This is a genomic window from Microbacterium phoenicis (assembly GCF_047302325.1).
Lineage (GTDB): Bacteria > Actinomycetota > Actinomycetes > Actinomycetales > Microbacteriaceae > Microbacterium.
The window spans coordinates 703,428-716,679 of sequence record NZ_CP154849.1 but is presented as its reverse complement, the minus strand read 5'-3'; the positions used below and the strand labels follow the sequence as shown (position 1 = coordinate 716,679).

The window sequence follows — 13,252 nt, the reverse complement described above, 5'->3', positions numbered from 1 at the left end:
CGACTGCCCCGAACGGGTGCGAACGCGCGGCTCAGCCTGCACTCGGCACACGTCAGGGCATATCCGCCTTCGCAGCCAGCACGCGCGCCGCCGCGGCGTCGACCTGTGCGGCGAATTGCGGGTCCGCGGTCGCCTTCGCGAGCACCGCGTCGTACATCGCCGGGAAGACCGACGGATCCGCCGAGACGAGCACCACGTCGACGCCGGCGGAGATCGCCTGCACGGCGCGGTCGGCGGGCGACCAGGCAGAGACGGCGGCGGCGGCGGAGAGGTCGTCCGAGAAGACCACACCGTCGAAGCCGACCTCGCTCCGCAGGAGTCCGACGACCTTCGGAGAGAACACGGCCGGGGCGGATCCGTCGATCCGGTCGTAGATCGCCGACGACACCATCACCGCGCTCGGCCCCGCCTCGGTGAGCGGTCGGTAGACGCCGACGTCCGGACCGTCCGGAGTCACCGTCGTGTCGACGACGTCGGCCGTGGTGTCGGTGTTCGCGGGCACGTGCCCGAGGCCCGGGAAGTGCTTGAACGTGGGAAGGATACCGGCATCCCGCATCCCCTCGGCGAAGGCGCCCGCCTTATCGGCCACGGTGGACGCGTCGTAGCCGTACTGCCGGCCGTACCCGCCGATCGGCGGATTGTCGAAGCGGGTCGCCTTGCTCGTGACGATGTCGGCGACCGGGGCGAGGTCCATGTTCACTCCCGCCTCGACGAGTTCACGCCCCCACGCCTCGGCCTTCTCCTGCAGCTGATCCGACGGCAGGTCCGCCTGACGGATGCCGTAGGGCATCGCCTCGAACCCCCTTCCCTGCAGCACCTGGACCTCGCCGCCCTCCTGATCGGTCGCGACCCAGAGCGGCAGGTCGCGCTCGGCGAGCGACGTGAAGCGCGACACGACGCCCGCTGTGGCCGCCACCCCGCCCGTCGACCGACCGCTCAGGAAGATGCCGCCGGCGTGCCGGTCGCGGACGGCGGCGAGGGTCGTCGGCGATGCGGCGGTCGCGGGGGTTCCGACCATGAAGAGCTGACCGACCCGCTCCTCCAGCGAGAGCGCGTCGACCGGATCAAGGGTGGAAGAAGGTGGCGCGGAGGGCGATGCGGGGGGAGCGGATGCCGAGGGTGACGCCACCGGCGACGCTGAGTCGGTCGGCGACGAGGCGGGCGGCGCAGGAGACGCTGTCGGCGAGGCGGCACACCCCGCGAGGAGCGACGCGGCCATCACCGTGACGAGAGCGGACCATCTCCACGACCGACGCACACCGACATTCTGCGCCTGCTCCGGCCGGCGTGGGCCGGGCTCGGCGTTCCGTATTCAGTCTCGTCGGCAACTCATGAGGACGCGACGCCCCGGGCTTCCGCGGGTCTCCCCGTCACGGGTCGCCACCCGAGACTGAATACCGAACGGTCAAACCGCGCGCCTCAGCTGCGCCCCGGCGTGTGCAGCCTCGCGAGGTAGGCGCCCGCGCGCACGGGAGCGCCGGCGCGATCGGTGAGCGAGACGACGACCGTGACGGCGGTCGCGAGCGGAATGGTCCACGCGGCGGGCTGCGCCAGCAGCGGAGCGGCGACGCCGATCCCGCCGACGGCGCTGTGCACGAGTAGAGCGAGCCCGCACGCGACGGCGCCCGTGGCCATCCCCGCGATGGCGCCTCGGGCAGTCAGCCGGTCCCACCAGATCGCGAGCAGCAGGACGGGGGACAGAGCGGATGCCGCGAACACGAACACGGCGCCGACCGAGGCCACGAGTCCCGCGGGCTGCGTCAGCAGGGCGATGGCGAGCGGGACGAGGGCGACGAGCACGGCGGACAGCCGGAACGAGCGGACGGACCCGCTGAACACGTCCTGGCTGATGACACCGGCGAGCGAGACGGTGAGCCCCGCCGACGTCGCGAGGAAGGCGGCGAAGGCGCCCGCGACCACGAGGGCGGTGAGCAGTTCCCCGACGAACCCGGGGAAGACCCGTGCGGGAAGGACGAGCGCGACGGTGTCGGCGACGCCCGGTCGGGCGAGATCGGGCGCCACGATCCGCGCGAGCAGACCGATGACGCTCGAGACGGCGTAGAAAACGCTCACCATGACGATGACGAGGACCGTCGTCCGCCGCGCCGAACCGCCGGTCGGGCTCGTGTAGAACCGCACGAGCACGTGCGGCAGTCCCATCGTGCCGAGCAGGAGCGCCAGCAGCAGCGACCCCGCCGCGTAGGCGTCGAGCCCCGAAGGCCCCGCCTCCGCGGGGAAGACGACGAGCGGATCGATCTCTCTCGCTCCCCCTCCGACCGCGAAGGCGATCAGCACGGCGGGCACGAGCAGGGCGGTGAGCTTCAGCCAGTACTGGAACGCCTGCACGTAGGTGATCGCCCGCATCCCGCCGGCTGCGGCCGCCGCCGCGACCAGCACCGCCACGAGCACGGCGCCGACCCACGGCGGGATGTCGGCGACGACCTGCAGCGTGATCCCCGCGCCGTGCAGCTGCGGCACGATGTACAGCCAGCCGATCAGGAGGCACGCGACGCTCGTCACCCGACGCGCGCGTCGCGAATCCAGCCGCGCCTCGATGAAGTCGGGGATCGTGTACGCGCCGCTGCGGCGCAGGGGCGCCGCGACGAACAGCAGGACGAGCAGGTACCCGGCGGCGTAGCCGATGGGAAACCAGAAGCCCTCGGATCCGCTCAGCAGCACGAGTCCCGACAGTCCGAGGAAGGTGCCCGCCGAGAGGTACTCCCCGCTGATCGCCGAGGCGTTCCAGACCGGCCTGACGGTGCGGGATGCCACGAAGAAGTCGCCGGTGGTCCGCGAGACCCTCAGCCCGTAGACCCCGATGAGGGTCGTCGCGCCGACGACGAGCGCGACCGCCACGAGGTCGAGGACGGCGTTCACCGCTCGTCCTCCTCGCGGAGCGCGCGGTAGCGCCGTTCGTTGCGGCCCGCGCCGCGGACGTAGAGGACCGCGAACCCTGCGATGGCGGGGTAGAACCCGAACGCGTGCAGCAGCCACGACAACGGCACGCTGAACCACACGATCTCGTCCAGCTCGGGGATCAGTGTGAGGGCACCGTAGAGGACGAGCACCACGACGACGAAGCCGAAGAGCGTGCCGAGCGCGAGCCGCAGCTGCGACCGCCGCAGGGCGCGCGCATAGGCCGCCTCGACGTCGTCGACGGGCGCCCCCGGCAGGGCGATGCCGCGCGTGGGTGCGCCGGGCTTGCCGGCGCCCGCCGAGACGCGAACGCGGTCCGCGCTCACCGCGGCACCGCGCTCACGGGCCGCCCCGCCCGATCAGCGCTTCGCGCACGAGCGGGACGAACCGGCGGCTGACGGGGAGCGCGGTGTCCCCGACCCACACGGCGGGTTCGGCACCCGAGAGGCGGACTTCGGTGACGGATGCCGCCCGCACGAGGAACGAGCGATGGATCCGGACGAAACCGGCATCCGCCCACCGCGTCTCGAGCTCGGAGATCGGGATCCGCACGAGGTGCCCCGCGTCGCTGTCGGTCTGCAGACGCGTGTAGTCACCCTCCGCCCGCACCCAGCGGACGTCGCGACGGTGGACGAAGCGGACGGTCGATCCGACCGTGACGGGCAGGACCTCGTCGCCGTCCGCCGACGGCTCTGTCACGACGATGCGGTCGACGGCGCGGCGCAGGCGATCCGCGCGGACCGGCTTGAGCAGGTAATCGAGGGCCCGCAACTCGAACGCGTCGACCGCGTGCGCGTCGTCCGCGGTGACGAACACGATCGCCGGCGGCTGCGCCAGCGCTCCCAGGGCGGCGGCCAGGTCGAGGCCCGACAGCCCCGGCATGTGGATGTCGAGGAAGGCGGCGGCGACCGTACGCTCGGTGAGCAGCCGCAGCGCCTCGGCACCCGATGATGCCGTGATCACCTCGCCGATCCGCTCGTCCGCGCGCAGCAGGAAGGCGAGCTCGTCGAGCGCCGGCTTCTCGTCGTCGGCGACGAGGACGTCGATCATGGCGGTCACCTCAGCCCTGCCGAATCGTGATGCGGTTGCGACTTCGGCACGCGCATCCGCACCAGGGTACCGGCGCCCGTGTTCGTCTCGACCACGAGCCCGCCCTCTGCGCCGTAGAGCTGCCGCAGCCGCGTGTCGACGTTCCGCAGGCCCACGTTGGCCGCATCGCCGGTGCGCGTCAGGAGCGCGTGCAACTCGGCGGGGTCCATGCCCGCACCGTCGTCTTCGACCGTGATCTCGGTGTGGGTGGCGGCATCCTCCGACGCGATGAGGATCGTCCCGCCGCCCTCCCCCGGCTCGAGCCCGTGCCGCACGGCGTTCTCGACGAGCGGCTGCACCGACAGGAACGGGATGACGGTGGCCAGCGTCTCGGGCGAGATCCGCAGCGTCACGGTGAGGCGGTCGCCGAAGCGCGCCCGCTCGAGTTCGAGGTAGGAGTGGATGCTGCGGAGCTCCTCCGCGAGCGTCGTGAACTCGCCCTGGCGTCGGAACGAGTAGCGCGTGAAGTCGGCGAACTCCAGCACCAGCTCGCGTGCGCGCGGCGGATCGGTCGTGATGAACGAGGCGATCGCGGTCAGCGCGTTGTAGATGAAGTGCGGCGAGATCTGCTGCCGGAGCGCGCGCAGGTCGGCTTCGGCGAGCGCGGCGCGCGAGGCATCCAACTCCCCGAGCGTCGCCTGCGCGGCGCACCACTCGGCGACTTCCCCCGCCGCGCGGACGAGAGCGGCCCGGACGGGCGCGGCGAAGGCGACGAGCACACCCGCGACGGCACCGTCCACGCGGATCGGTGCGCCGACGGCCTCGAGCCCGTCCCCGCCCTCGGCGCGGGGGAAGACGCGGCGCTTGCCGGTCTCGGCGACCTGCGCCGCGATGCGGCGGGCCGCGGCATCCAATCCCTCGGACTGGCCGTCGCGCGCGACGATCACGTCGCCGACCACCAGCACGACCGCCGCGCTGCCGAGCACGGCGCGCAGGTGGCGGGCCGCGCGCGCGACGTCGGGGGTCGCGAGGCCGCCACGCAGGTAGGGTGCCGCGAGGCTCGCCTGATGGAGGGCGCGGTAAGTGGCCTCCTCGGCCTCGCTGCCGAGCGCTCCCGCCCCGCGCGCGTAGCGGCGGGCGAGCATCAGCAGGGCGGAGAGCACGATGCCGCCGACCACGCCGAGCAGAGCGGCGAGGACGACGGCATCGGTCATGCGACGAGCCTAGATCGCGGGCGTCAGCAGCAGCGGGCGCCCGGGTTCCGGTCCTGGTCGTCCATCTTCTGACGCCAGAACTGCCGCTCGGACATGGGCTCCTCGTCGGGGTGCACCCGGCGCTGATGCGCGACGTACGTCGCGTAGGCCGTGTCGCCCATGAGGGTCGTCATGTACCAGCGGATGCCGCGGCCCGTCCGCAGCACGAGGTCGAGCATCGCCCGCATCGGCGAGACCGCGGCATCCGTCCGTGTACTCATGTCAGTGCCTGTTCGCTGCGCGCTCGTCGGCGAGGATCGGCTCCCACTGCTTCTCGAGCTCGCGCTCGGAGGCGGTGCCGATGAGTCCGGCGGGGGCGAAGCGGCGCGAGGGCACCGGCTCGTCCTCGTGGTTCTCGCCGCCGCCGCGCCGGATCGCGGCGATCGTGACGATCACCGAGGCGATGATCACGATGATGGCGAGAACGACGAACACGATCGACAGGGTGCCCTGCACGAAGGTGTTGCGGATGACGGCCTCCATGACCGCCGGCTCGCCGAGCGTCGTGTCGCCGGCGGCGAGCGCGTCGCGGTAGCGGAAGTGGTTCGACCAGTATCCGATCGCCGGGTTCGGCGAGAAGATCTTGTACGCCGACGCGGTGATCGTGACGACGGCTGCGAATGCGAGCGGCAGGGCCACGATCCACAGCCACCGCACGAACGACGGACCCCGCTTCGCGATGATCGCGAGCACCACGGCTAGCGCGATCGCGGCGAGCAGCTGGTTGGCGATGCCGAACAGCGGGAAGAACGTGTTGATGCCGCCGAGCGGGTCGGTGACGCCGAGGATGAGGATCGCTCCCCAGCCGGCGACCATGATCGCCGTCGTGATCCAGACGCCGGGCCGCCACGACACGTCGCGGAACTTGGGAACCCAGTGGCCGATCGAGTCCTGCAGCATGAAACGCGCGACGCGGGTTCCGGCATCCACCGCCGTGAGGATGAACAGCGCCTCGAACATGATCGCGAAGTGGTACCAGAACGCCATCATCGCGGGACCGCCGAGGGCCTGCTGCATGATGTGCGCGAGACCGAGCGCGAGCGTCGGCGCACCACCGGTGCGCGAGACGATCGACTCCTCGCCGACCGCCGCCGCCGTGCTCGTGAGCATCTCGGGCGTGAGGTTCACCCCGGTGATGCCGAGTGAGTTCACGAAGGCGACGGCACCTTCCACCGTGCCCATGGTCGACGCCGCCGACGCGTTCATCGCGTAGTAGATGCCCTGGTCGATCGAGATCGCGGCGACGAGGGCCATGATCGCGACGAAGGACTCCATGATCATGCCGCCGTAGCCGATGAAGCGCGTCTGGCGCTCCTTCTCGACGAGCTTCGGGGTCGTGCCCGAGGAGATGAGCGCGTGGAAGCCCGAGAGAGCACCGCACGCGATCGTCACGAACAGGAAGGGGAAGAGCGGCCCCGCGAACACCGGCCCGGTGCCCTCGAGGGCGAAGTCGGTGACCGCCGGGACGGTGATCTCGGGGCGGACGAGGACGATGGCGCCCGCGAGCATGACGATGACGCCGATCTTCATGAACGTCGACAGGTAGTCGCGGGGGGCGAGCAGCAGCCAGACGGGGAGGACGGCGGCGATGAAGCCGTAGATGATGATGCCCCAGGCGATGACGCTGCGGTCGAGGTGCAGGAACTCCTGGCCCCATGCGGTCTCGGCGACCCAGCCGCCGGCGACGATCGCGCCGATGAGCAGGACGAAGCCGATGATCGAGACCTCGGTGACCTTGCCGGGGCGGAGGTACCGCAGGTACATGCCCATGAAGAGGGCGATCGGGATGGTCATCGACACCGAGAAGACGCCCCAGGGGCTCTCGCCGAGCGCGTTGACGACGACGAGGGCGAGGATCGCGACGATGATCAGCATGATCAGCAGCGACGCGACGATCGCGGCGGTGCCGCCGATCTTGCCGAGCTCCTGGCGAGCCATCTGGCCGATCGTGCGGCCGCCGCGGCGCATCGAGAAGAAGAGCACCGTGTAGTCCTGGACAGCACCGGCGAGCACGACGCCGACGATGATCCAGATGGTGCCGGGGAGGAAGCCCATCTGCGCCGCGAGCACGGGACCGACGAGGGGACCCGCGCCGGCGATGGCGGCGAAATGGTGGCCGTAGAGGACGCGGCGGTCGGTGGGGACGTAGTCCTTGCCGTCCTGCTTGACCTCGGCCGGGGTGGCCCGACCGTCGTCGGGGCGCAGCAGGTGCTTCTCGATGACCTTCGAGTAGAACCGGTAGCCGATCAGGTAGGTCGCGACCGCGGCGAACACGAACCAGATCGCGTTGACGGTCTCACCGCGGACGATGGCGAGCATCGTCCAGCCGAGGCCGCCCGCGAGGGCGATGAGCGCCCAGACGACGATCTTCAGCGGCGTCCAGCGGCCGTCCTTGGTCTTCTGCTCCTCGGTGAGGGCGACGGGGGGAAGGGAGGGATCGGGATCGAGCGTGGCGGCCTTGCCACGGCGCGACGGTGCAGACATGGGCGACTCCTTCGGGCGCGTCTTTGCGTACACGTCAGAGTAAGAAGACGGATGCCGCCGCCTCCGGCTCGCTCGTGGGGTGCTGCGACGAGCGGCGTCACCGGCGCGACGAACGGCGGGGTTCCCGACTGTCCAGTCCTGGCGGCGAGGTGCGCGAGACGCTTACGGTTGACCCACACGACAGAGGGAGTCCCCGTGGCACACGACGCCGCACCGACAGTCACGCGCAACGACGAGAAGAACCGCTACGAGATCCACGTCGACGGGGCGGTGGCCGGCTACACCCTCTTCACCGTCGACGACGCGGGTCGCACCGTGATGCCCCACACCAAGATCGACCCCGCCTACAAGGGCCAGGGCCTCGGCTCGACCCTCGTCGCCGACGCGCTCGCCGACCTCGCCCGCCGTGGCGACGAGGTCGTCCCTCAGTGCCCGTTCGTCGCGGGCTACCTCGCGGAGCACGACGTCCCCGGCCTCACGGTCGCCTCTCCCGACGCGGAGTGAAGGATGACCCGCCTCGACGCCGACCCGACCGAGACCGTCGACGCCCCGGCATCCTGTGACGGCCCGAGGGCGCTGCTGCTGACCGCACGCGAGGTGCCGCTCGGCGGCGTCCGCGGGATGCAGGTGCACCGCGCCCTCCCGCAGCGCGAGCTGCCGATGGTCGGCGCCTGGTGCTTTCTCGACCGGTTCGGACCGCAGGTGACGACGATGCGCGTCGAACCCCACCCGCACATCGGGCTGCAGACGGTCACGTGGCCGTTCGCCGGCGAGACCCGCCACCGCGACACGATCGGCTCGGACGTCGTCATCAAGCGCGGGCAGCTGAACATCATGACCAGCGGCGCGGGCATCGCCCACTCCGAGTACTCGATGGGCGACGAGCCCACCGTCACCGACGCCCTCCAGCTCTGGGTCGCGCTGCCCGAGTCGCGCCGCCACGGCGGGCCCGACTTCGAGCGGCACACCGACCTGCCCGTCGTGGACCTGGGCGATGGCGCGGCGGCGGTCGTCGTGGTCGGCGAGCTCGCCGGCATCCACTCACCCGCGACGATGTACACGCCGATCGTCGGAGCGGAGGTCTTCCTCCCCGCAGGGGCCCGCGTGCGGATCCCGCTGAACCCGGCGTGGGAGCACGCCCTCGTGGGCGTCGATGGCGCACCCCTCGTCCACGCCGCCGACGAGGATTCGGTCGAGCTCGGCGACCACGATCTGCTCTACCTCGGCCTCGCGCGGGAGGTCATCGAGGTCGAGGCGCCGACCGATGTCACGGTCTTCGTGCTGGGCGGCGAGCCCTTCGAGAGCGACATCGTCATGTGGTGGAACTTCGTCGGACGCAGCCACGAGGAGATCGTCGCGGCACGCGAGGAGTGGGAGGCGGACTCCCCGCGCTTCGGGCACGTCGTCACCCACGGCGACGAGCGCATCCCGGCTCCACCGCTGCCCACCGTCCGCCTCACGAAACGCCGCCGGCGGCTCTGAGCCACGATCGCCGTCGTTCCGCGGTTTTGCACGGCCCGGTGGCTCTGCGCTCGCGGATAGCCTTGGATCCGTGACCCGGACCCTGCTCTCGACGCGCGTGCTGCTGGTGTGCGCCGCGCTCGGGGTGGCGACGGGCCTGCTCGGCGGGGTCGCCGGCATCCTCACGCCGTTCGTGATCGCGGCGGCTCCCTACGCGTACGGCCTCGTCCTCGGTTCCCACGTCCTGCCGGGCATCATCGCGCAGCAGGTCTTCCGGATGCCGCTGGTCGCCCTGACGACGCACGTCCTCGCCGCGCTCGTCGCGAGCGCCGTGAACCCGGCGTGGATGTGGCGCTTCGTCGGCACGGCGCTCCTGTTCGGCGCGATCCAGGAGGGCGTCGCCGCCCTTACCCGCTACCGCGCCTGGGGCCGCTGGCGCTTCTACGTCTCGGCCGTCGCCATCGGGGTCGTGGTCGCCGTGGCGGTCGCCTTCGCCGCCGACCTCACGATCCTCCCCACCTGGGCGCAGGTCGCCTACTTCGTGTTCTCGATCCTCGGGCCGGTCGCGTGGACCGCCGCGGGCCTCGGCGTGGGCTCGAGCCTGCGCCACGCGGGTGTCGCGCGACAGCCCCTCAGGAGCAGGTAAGGGCAGGCTAACCTAGGAGTCACCCCTCCTGGTTTGGACTCTCGTGACCTCTGCCGACTCCGGCGCCGCCGAAGCCCCGCTCGCCCCGGGCGCCCCGCCTGTGCTCCTGCACGTCCAGGATCTCGCGATCGTGCACGAGGGGGCGAGTTCGGCATCACCGGCATCCGTCTCGTTCGACGTCGCACCGGGCGAAGTCGTGCTCCTGCTCGGACCGAGCGGATCGGGGAAGTCCACCCTCGCCCTCGCCCTGAACGGGCTGATTCCCCAAGCCGTGCCGGCCGAGCTCACTGGCACGGTGTCGGTCGCCGGCCTCGACGCGACGACGACACCCGTGGCGACGCTCGCCTCGCGCGTGGGAATGGTCTTCCAGGACCCGGACGCGCAGCTCATCACCGGCTCGCTGCTCGACGACGTCGCCTTCGGCCCCGAGAACCTGCGGCTGCCGGTCGAGGACGTGCTGTCGCGCACCGAGGACGCGCTCCGGGTGATGGGGCTGTGGGAGAGGCGTCACGAGAACCCCGACCGCCTGTCGGGCGGAGGAAAGCAGCGCCTCGCCATCGCGAGCGCGCTCGCCCTCGGCCCCGATCTGCTCGTCCTCGATGAACCCACCGCCAACCTCGACCCGGCCGGCATCGAGGACGTCTACGACGCTCTCGCCGCCGTGGTCGCCGAGGGCCGATCAATCCTCCTCGTCGAGCACAACCTCGACGCCGCCGTGGGACTCGCCCACCGGGTCGTCGTCCTCGACGCCGCGGGCCGGACGGTCGCGGACGGTGCGGTCGACGAGATCCTCCGCGAGCGCGCCGAGGAACTCCACGCGTTGGGCGTGTGGCTGCCCGTGTCGACGCTGGCCGCCCTGATCCTGCGCCGCGCCGGATGGCGGATCGAGCGGATGCCGCTGACCGCCGCCGAGCTCCGCGAGGCCCTCGAGGAGGTCGACGCCCCCGTGCCCTGTGCAGGCGCAGACGCACGGGAGGCGGCCGAACGGGCATCGGGCCCGTCGCTGGACCTGCATCCGGCACACCCGGCGGTCGAGGTGCGCGGGCTTACCCTCCGCCGCGGCCGGCGCGAGGTGCTCCACGACGTCGACCTGACGGTCGCGGCAGGCGAATTCGTCGCCGTCGTCGGCGCCAACGGGGCGGGGAAGACCAGCCTGTTGCAGGCGATCGCGGGGGTCGTCCCGCCGCCACGAGGCACCGTGCGCGTGGCGGGAGCGGACGCCGCGCGCACCCCGCTCCGCGACCTCTCGCGGCGCATCGGATTCGTCTTCCAGAATCCCGAGCACCAGTTCATCGCGCACACCGTCTTCGACGAGCTCGCCCACGGCCTGCGCGGCCGTCATCTCTCCGCCGATGAGGTCCGCGAGCGGACGATGGAGGTTCTGACGCGTTTCGGCCTCGAGGACAAGGCGGACGTCCACCCGTTCCTGCTCTCGGGCGGGCAGAAGCGCCGACTGTCCGTGGGGACGGCCCTCGTCGGCGGTGCGCCGATCCTCGCGCTCGACGAACCGACGTTCGGACAGGATCGCGCGCGCGCCGACGAACTGCTTCGCCTGCTCCGCGATCTGAACCAGGACGGCACGACGATCCTCGTCGTCACCCACGACATGCAGCTCGTCGCGGAGTACGCGACCCGCACGGTCGTCGTCAACGGCGGACACATCGTCGCCGACGCCCCCACGCCGGACGTGTTCGCCGACGAGGCGCTGCTGCGCCGATCGGGGCTGCGCCCCCCGCCGCTCACGACGGCCCTGCGCGGCGTGACGCGGCATCCGTCCCTCAGGGGGATCACGCGTCTAGCCGACCTCGAGGCGGCGGCCGGATGACCGCCGCGATCGACCCCTACGCCGTCGCGGCACCCGCGGGCCGGTGGCTGGAGCGGCTGAGCCCGCTGGCCAAGCTCGCCGGTCCGCTGCCGGCGATGCTGCTGCTCATCTTCACGCGCGACCTCGCCACCCCGGCCGTCTTCCTCGGATCGGCGTACGTCCTCGTGCTCTCGGGTGCACGGCTCACCGGACGCGTCGCGCTGCTGCTGTTCGTCGCGGTCCCCGTCGGCGCGGCTGTCATCGGCTTGGCACTGTCGCTGTGGGCCGACCCGGAACGGGTAGACCAGGCAGTGCCGATCCTCTCGGTCGGCGACTGGACGCTCTACCTCGGCGCGATCGAGGTCGGACTGGCGACGGGCCTGCGGCTCGCCGCGATCCTCGCCCTGGGCTTCATCGCCGGGCTCACCACGACGGGCTCCGACCTCGTCCGCGCGCTCGTGCAGCAGCTGCGCGTGCCGTACCGCATCGGCTACACCGCCCTCGCCGCCTTCCGGTTCGTGCCGCGCTTCGGCTACGAGCTCGAGGTCATCCGCCAGGCCCACCGGGTGCGCGGAGCCCACGTCGGCCGAGGTCCGGTCGCGGCGATCGCCCGCTGGTGGGGCTACATCGTGCCGCTGCTGGCCGGTGCGATCCGTCACGCCGAGCGTGTGGCGCTCGCGATGGACGCCCGCGCCTTCGGCGCGCACCCCGACCGCACCGAGCGGCATCTGCTGCCCTGGCGGCGGCGTGACACCGTCTTCACCGCCGTCTTCTGGATCGCCTCGGCGACCGCGCTCATCGCCCTCTTCCCCTGGACCCTGTGACGAAAGGATGGCGATGGCCCGCGCCAGCGCACTCGTGAAACCCGAGGTGCAGGAGCTCCTGCACCTCACCGTCGTGCGGACCGAAAGGATCGCTCCGCACTGGATGCGCGTGACCCTCGGCGGCGGCGAGATCGACCGATTCACCTTCCGCGGGTACGACCAGTGGTTCCGCCTGTTCCTGCCCATCGGCGGCGAGGAAGGGCTCGATCGGATCCCCGCCAAGGCGAACGGGCTGCTGGGGTACCTCCGGTTCCTGCGCATCCCCGAGGGCGTCCGCCCCGTGATGCGCAACTACACCGTGCGGGCGTACCGCGCGGCATCCGCCGACCGCGGCGCCGAGATCGACGTCGACTTCGTCCTGCACGGCGACGGGGATGCCGCAGGTCCGGCTTCGGGATGGGCCGAACGCGCGCAGCCCGGCGAGAGCGTCGTGATCATCGACGAGGGCCTCGGTTTCAACCCGGCGCGCGGGGTGGAGCGCGTCGTGCTCGTCGCCGACGAGACGGGCGCGCCGGCGGTGGCCGGCATCTGCGCCTCGCTACCGGCATCCGCGACCGGCGTCGCGCTCGTCGAGGCCCCGACCGCGGCGGACGTCCTGCCGATCGACGCCCCGGCCGGGGTCGAGGTCCGCTGGCTGGTGCGGGAGGCGGATGCCGCGCCCGGCACCAGCGCTCTCGCCGAGCTCGAGCGGCTCGCTCCCATGTCGGGCACGCACTACTTCATCGTCGGCGAGCAGCACCTGCCGACCTCCGCCCGTCGTCACCTCGTCGCTCACGGGGTCGACAAGGCGGCGATCAGCTTCATCGGATACTGGCGCTCGACGACGGGACACTGA

13 protein-coding genes are annotated in these 13,252 nt (G+C 71.8%); 6 read left to right on the top strand and 7 right to left on the bottom strand.

Annotated features, from left to right (window positions below; translation table 11 throughout):
• Positions 1 to 52: 52 nt before the first annotated feature.
• From ABCU91_RS03580 to ABCU91_RS03550, 7 genes are all read right to left on the bottom strand, one after another.
• A complete protein-coding gene (locus tag ABCU91_RS03580) occupies positions 53 to 1,219 on the bottom strand; it encodes a glycoside hydrolase family 3 N-terminal domain-containing protein (protein ID WP_413355367.1) in 1,167 nt (388 codons plus the stop codon).
• A gap of 200 nt (positions 1,220 to 1,419) precedes the next feature.
• On the bottom strand, positions 1,420 to 2,877 hold the full coding sequence (locus ABCU91_RS03575) for a cation acetate symporter (protein ID WP_413354821.1): 1,458 nt from the start codon (positions 2,875 to 2,877) through the stop codon (positions 1,420 to 1,422).
• Positions 2,874 to 3,242: a heavy metal transporter gene (locus ABCU91_RS03570; RefSeq protein ID WP_413354820.1), complete on the bottom strand. Its 369-nt coding sequence runs from the start codon at positions 3,240 to 3,242 to the stop codon at positions 2,874 to 2,876. Before ABCU91_RS03570 ends, ABCU91_RS03575 begins: the two co-directional genes overlap by 4 nt.
• Before the next feature lie 13 nt (positions 3,243 to 3,255).
• Positions 3,256 to 3,966 (bottom strand): LytR/AlgR family response regulator transcription factor, encoded by a 711-nt coding sequence (locus ABCU91_RS03565; RefSeq protein WP_413354819.1) that lies wholly within the window; start codon positions 3,964 to 3,966, stop codon positions 3,256 to 3,258.
• 5 nt (positions 3,967 to 3,971) lie between these two features.
• Positions 3,972 to 5,159, bottom strand: coding sequence for a sensor histidine kinase (locus ABCU91_RS03560; protein WP_413354818.1), 1,188 nt, complete (start codon positions 5,157 to 5,159; stop codon positions 3,972 to 3,974).
• Between the two features lie 23 nt (positions 5,160 to 5,182).
• Complete coding sequence (locus tag ABCU91_RS03555; RefSeq protein ID WP_406922929.1) at positions 5,183 to 5,419, bottom strand: YbdD/YjiX family protein; 237 nt, start codon at positions 5,417 to 5,419, stop codon at positions 5,183 to 5,185.
• Position 5,420: 1 nt separating this feature from the next.
• Positions 5,421 to 7,682 carry a carbon starvation CstA family protein gene (locus ABCU91_RS03550; RefSeq protein WP_413354817.1) on the bottom strand — a complete coding sequence of 754 codons (2,262 nt, stop codon included), beginning with the start codon at positions 7,680 to 7,682 and terminating at the stop codon, positions 5,421 to 5,423.
• Between the two features lie 195 nt (positions 7,683 to 7,877).
• Between ABCU91_RS03550 and ABCU91_RS03545 the strand changes: the two genes are divergently transcribed.
• The 6 genes from ABCU91_RS03545 (at position 7,878) to ABCU91_RS03520 (ending at position 13,252) form a co-directional block, all read left to right on the top strand.
• Positions 7,878 to 8,186, top strand: a complete 309-nt coding sequence (locus ABCU91_RS03545; protein WP_413354816.1) for a GNAT family N-acetyltransferase — start codon at positions 7,878 to 7,880, stop codon at positions 8,184 to 8,186.
• Positions 8,187 to 8,189: 3 nt separating this feature from the next.
• Positions 8,190 to 9,164, top strand: coding sequence for a pirin family protein (locus ABCU91_RS03540; protein WP_406922932.1), 975 nt, complete (start codon positions 8,190 to 8,192; stop codon positions 9,162 to 9,164).
• Between the two features lie 70 nt (positions 9,165 to 9,234).
• A complete protein-coding gene (locus ABCU91_RS03535; RefSeq protein WP_406922933.1) occupies positions 9,235 to 9,789 on the top strand; it encodes an ECF transporter S component in 555 nt (184 codons plus the stop codon).
• A 43-nt stretch (positions 9,790 to 9,832) separates the two neighbouring features.
• Positions 9,833 to 11,614, top strand: coding sequence for an ABC transporter ATP-binding protein (locus tag ABCU91_RS03530; RefSeq protein ID WP_413354815.1), 1,782 nt, complete (start codon positions 9,833 to 9,835; stop codon positions 11,612 to 11,614).
• Entirely contained in the window at positions 11,611 to 12,417 is an 807-nt protein-coding gene (locus tag ABCU91_RS03525; RefSeq protein WP_413354814.1) for an energy-coupling factor transporter transmembrane component T family protein, read from the top strand. Before ABCU91_RS03530 ends, ABCU91_RS03525 begins: the two co-directional genes overlap by 4 nt.
• A gap of 13 nt (positions 12,418 to 12,430) precedes the next feature.
• The gene (locus ABCU91_RS03520; RefSeq protein ID WP_413354813.1) at positions 12,431 to 13,252 is read left to right on the top strand and encodes a siderophore-interacting protein; all 822 of its coding nucleotides are present in this window, start codon (positions 12,431 to 12,433) and stop codon (positions 13,250 to 13,252) included.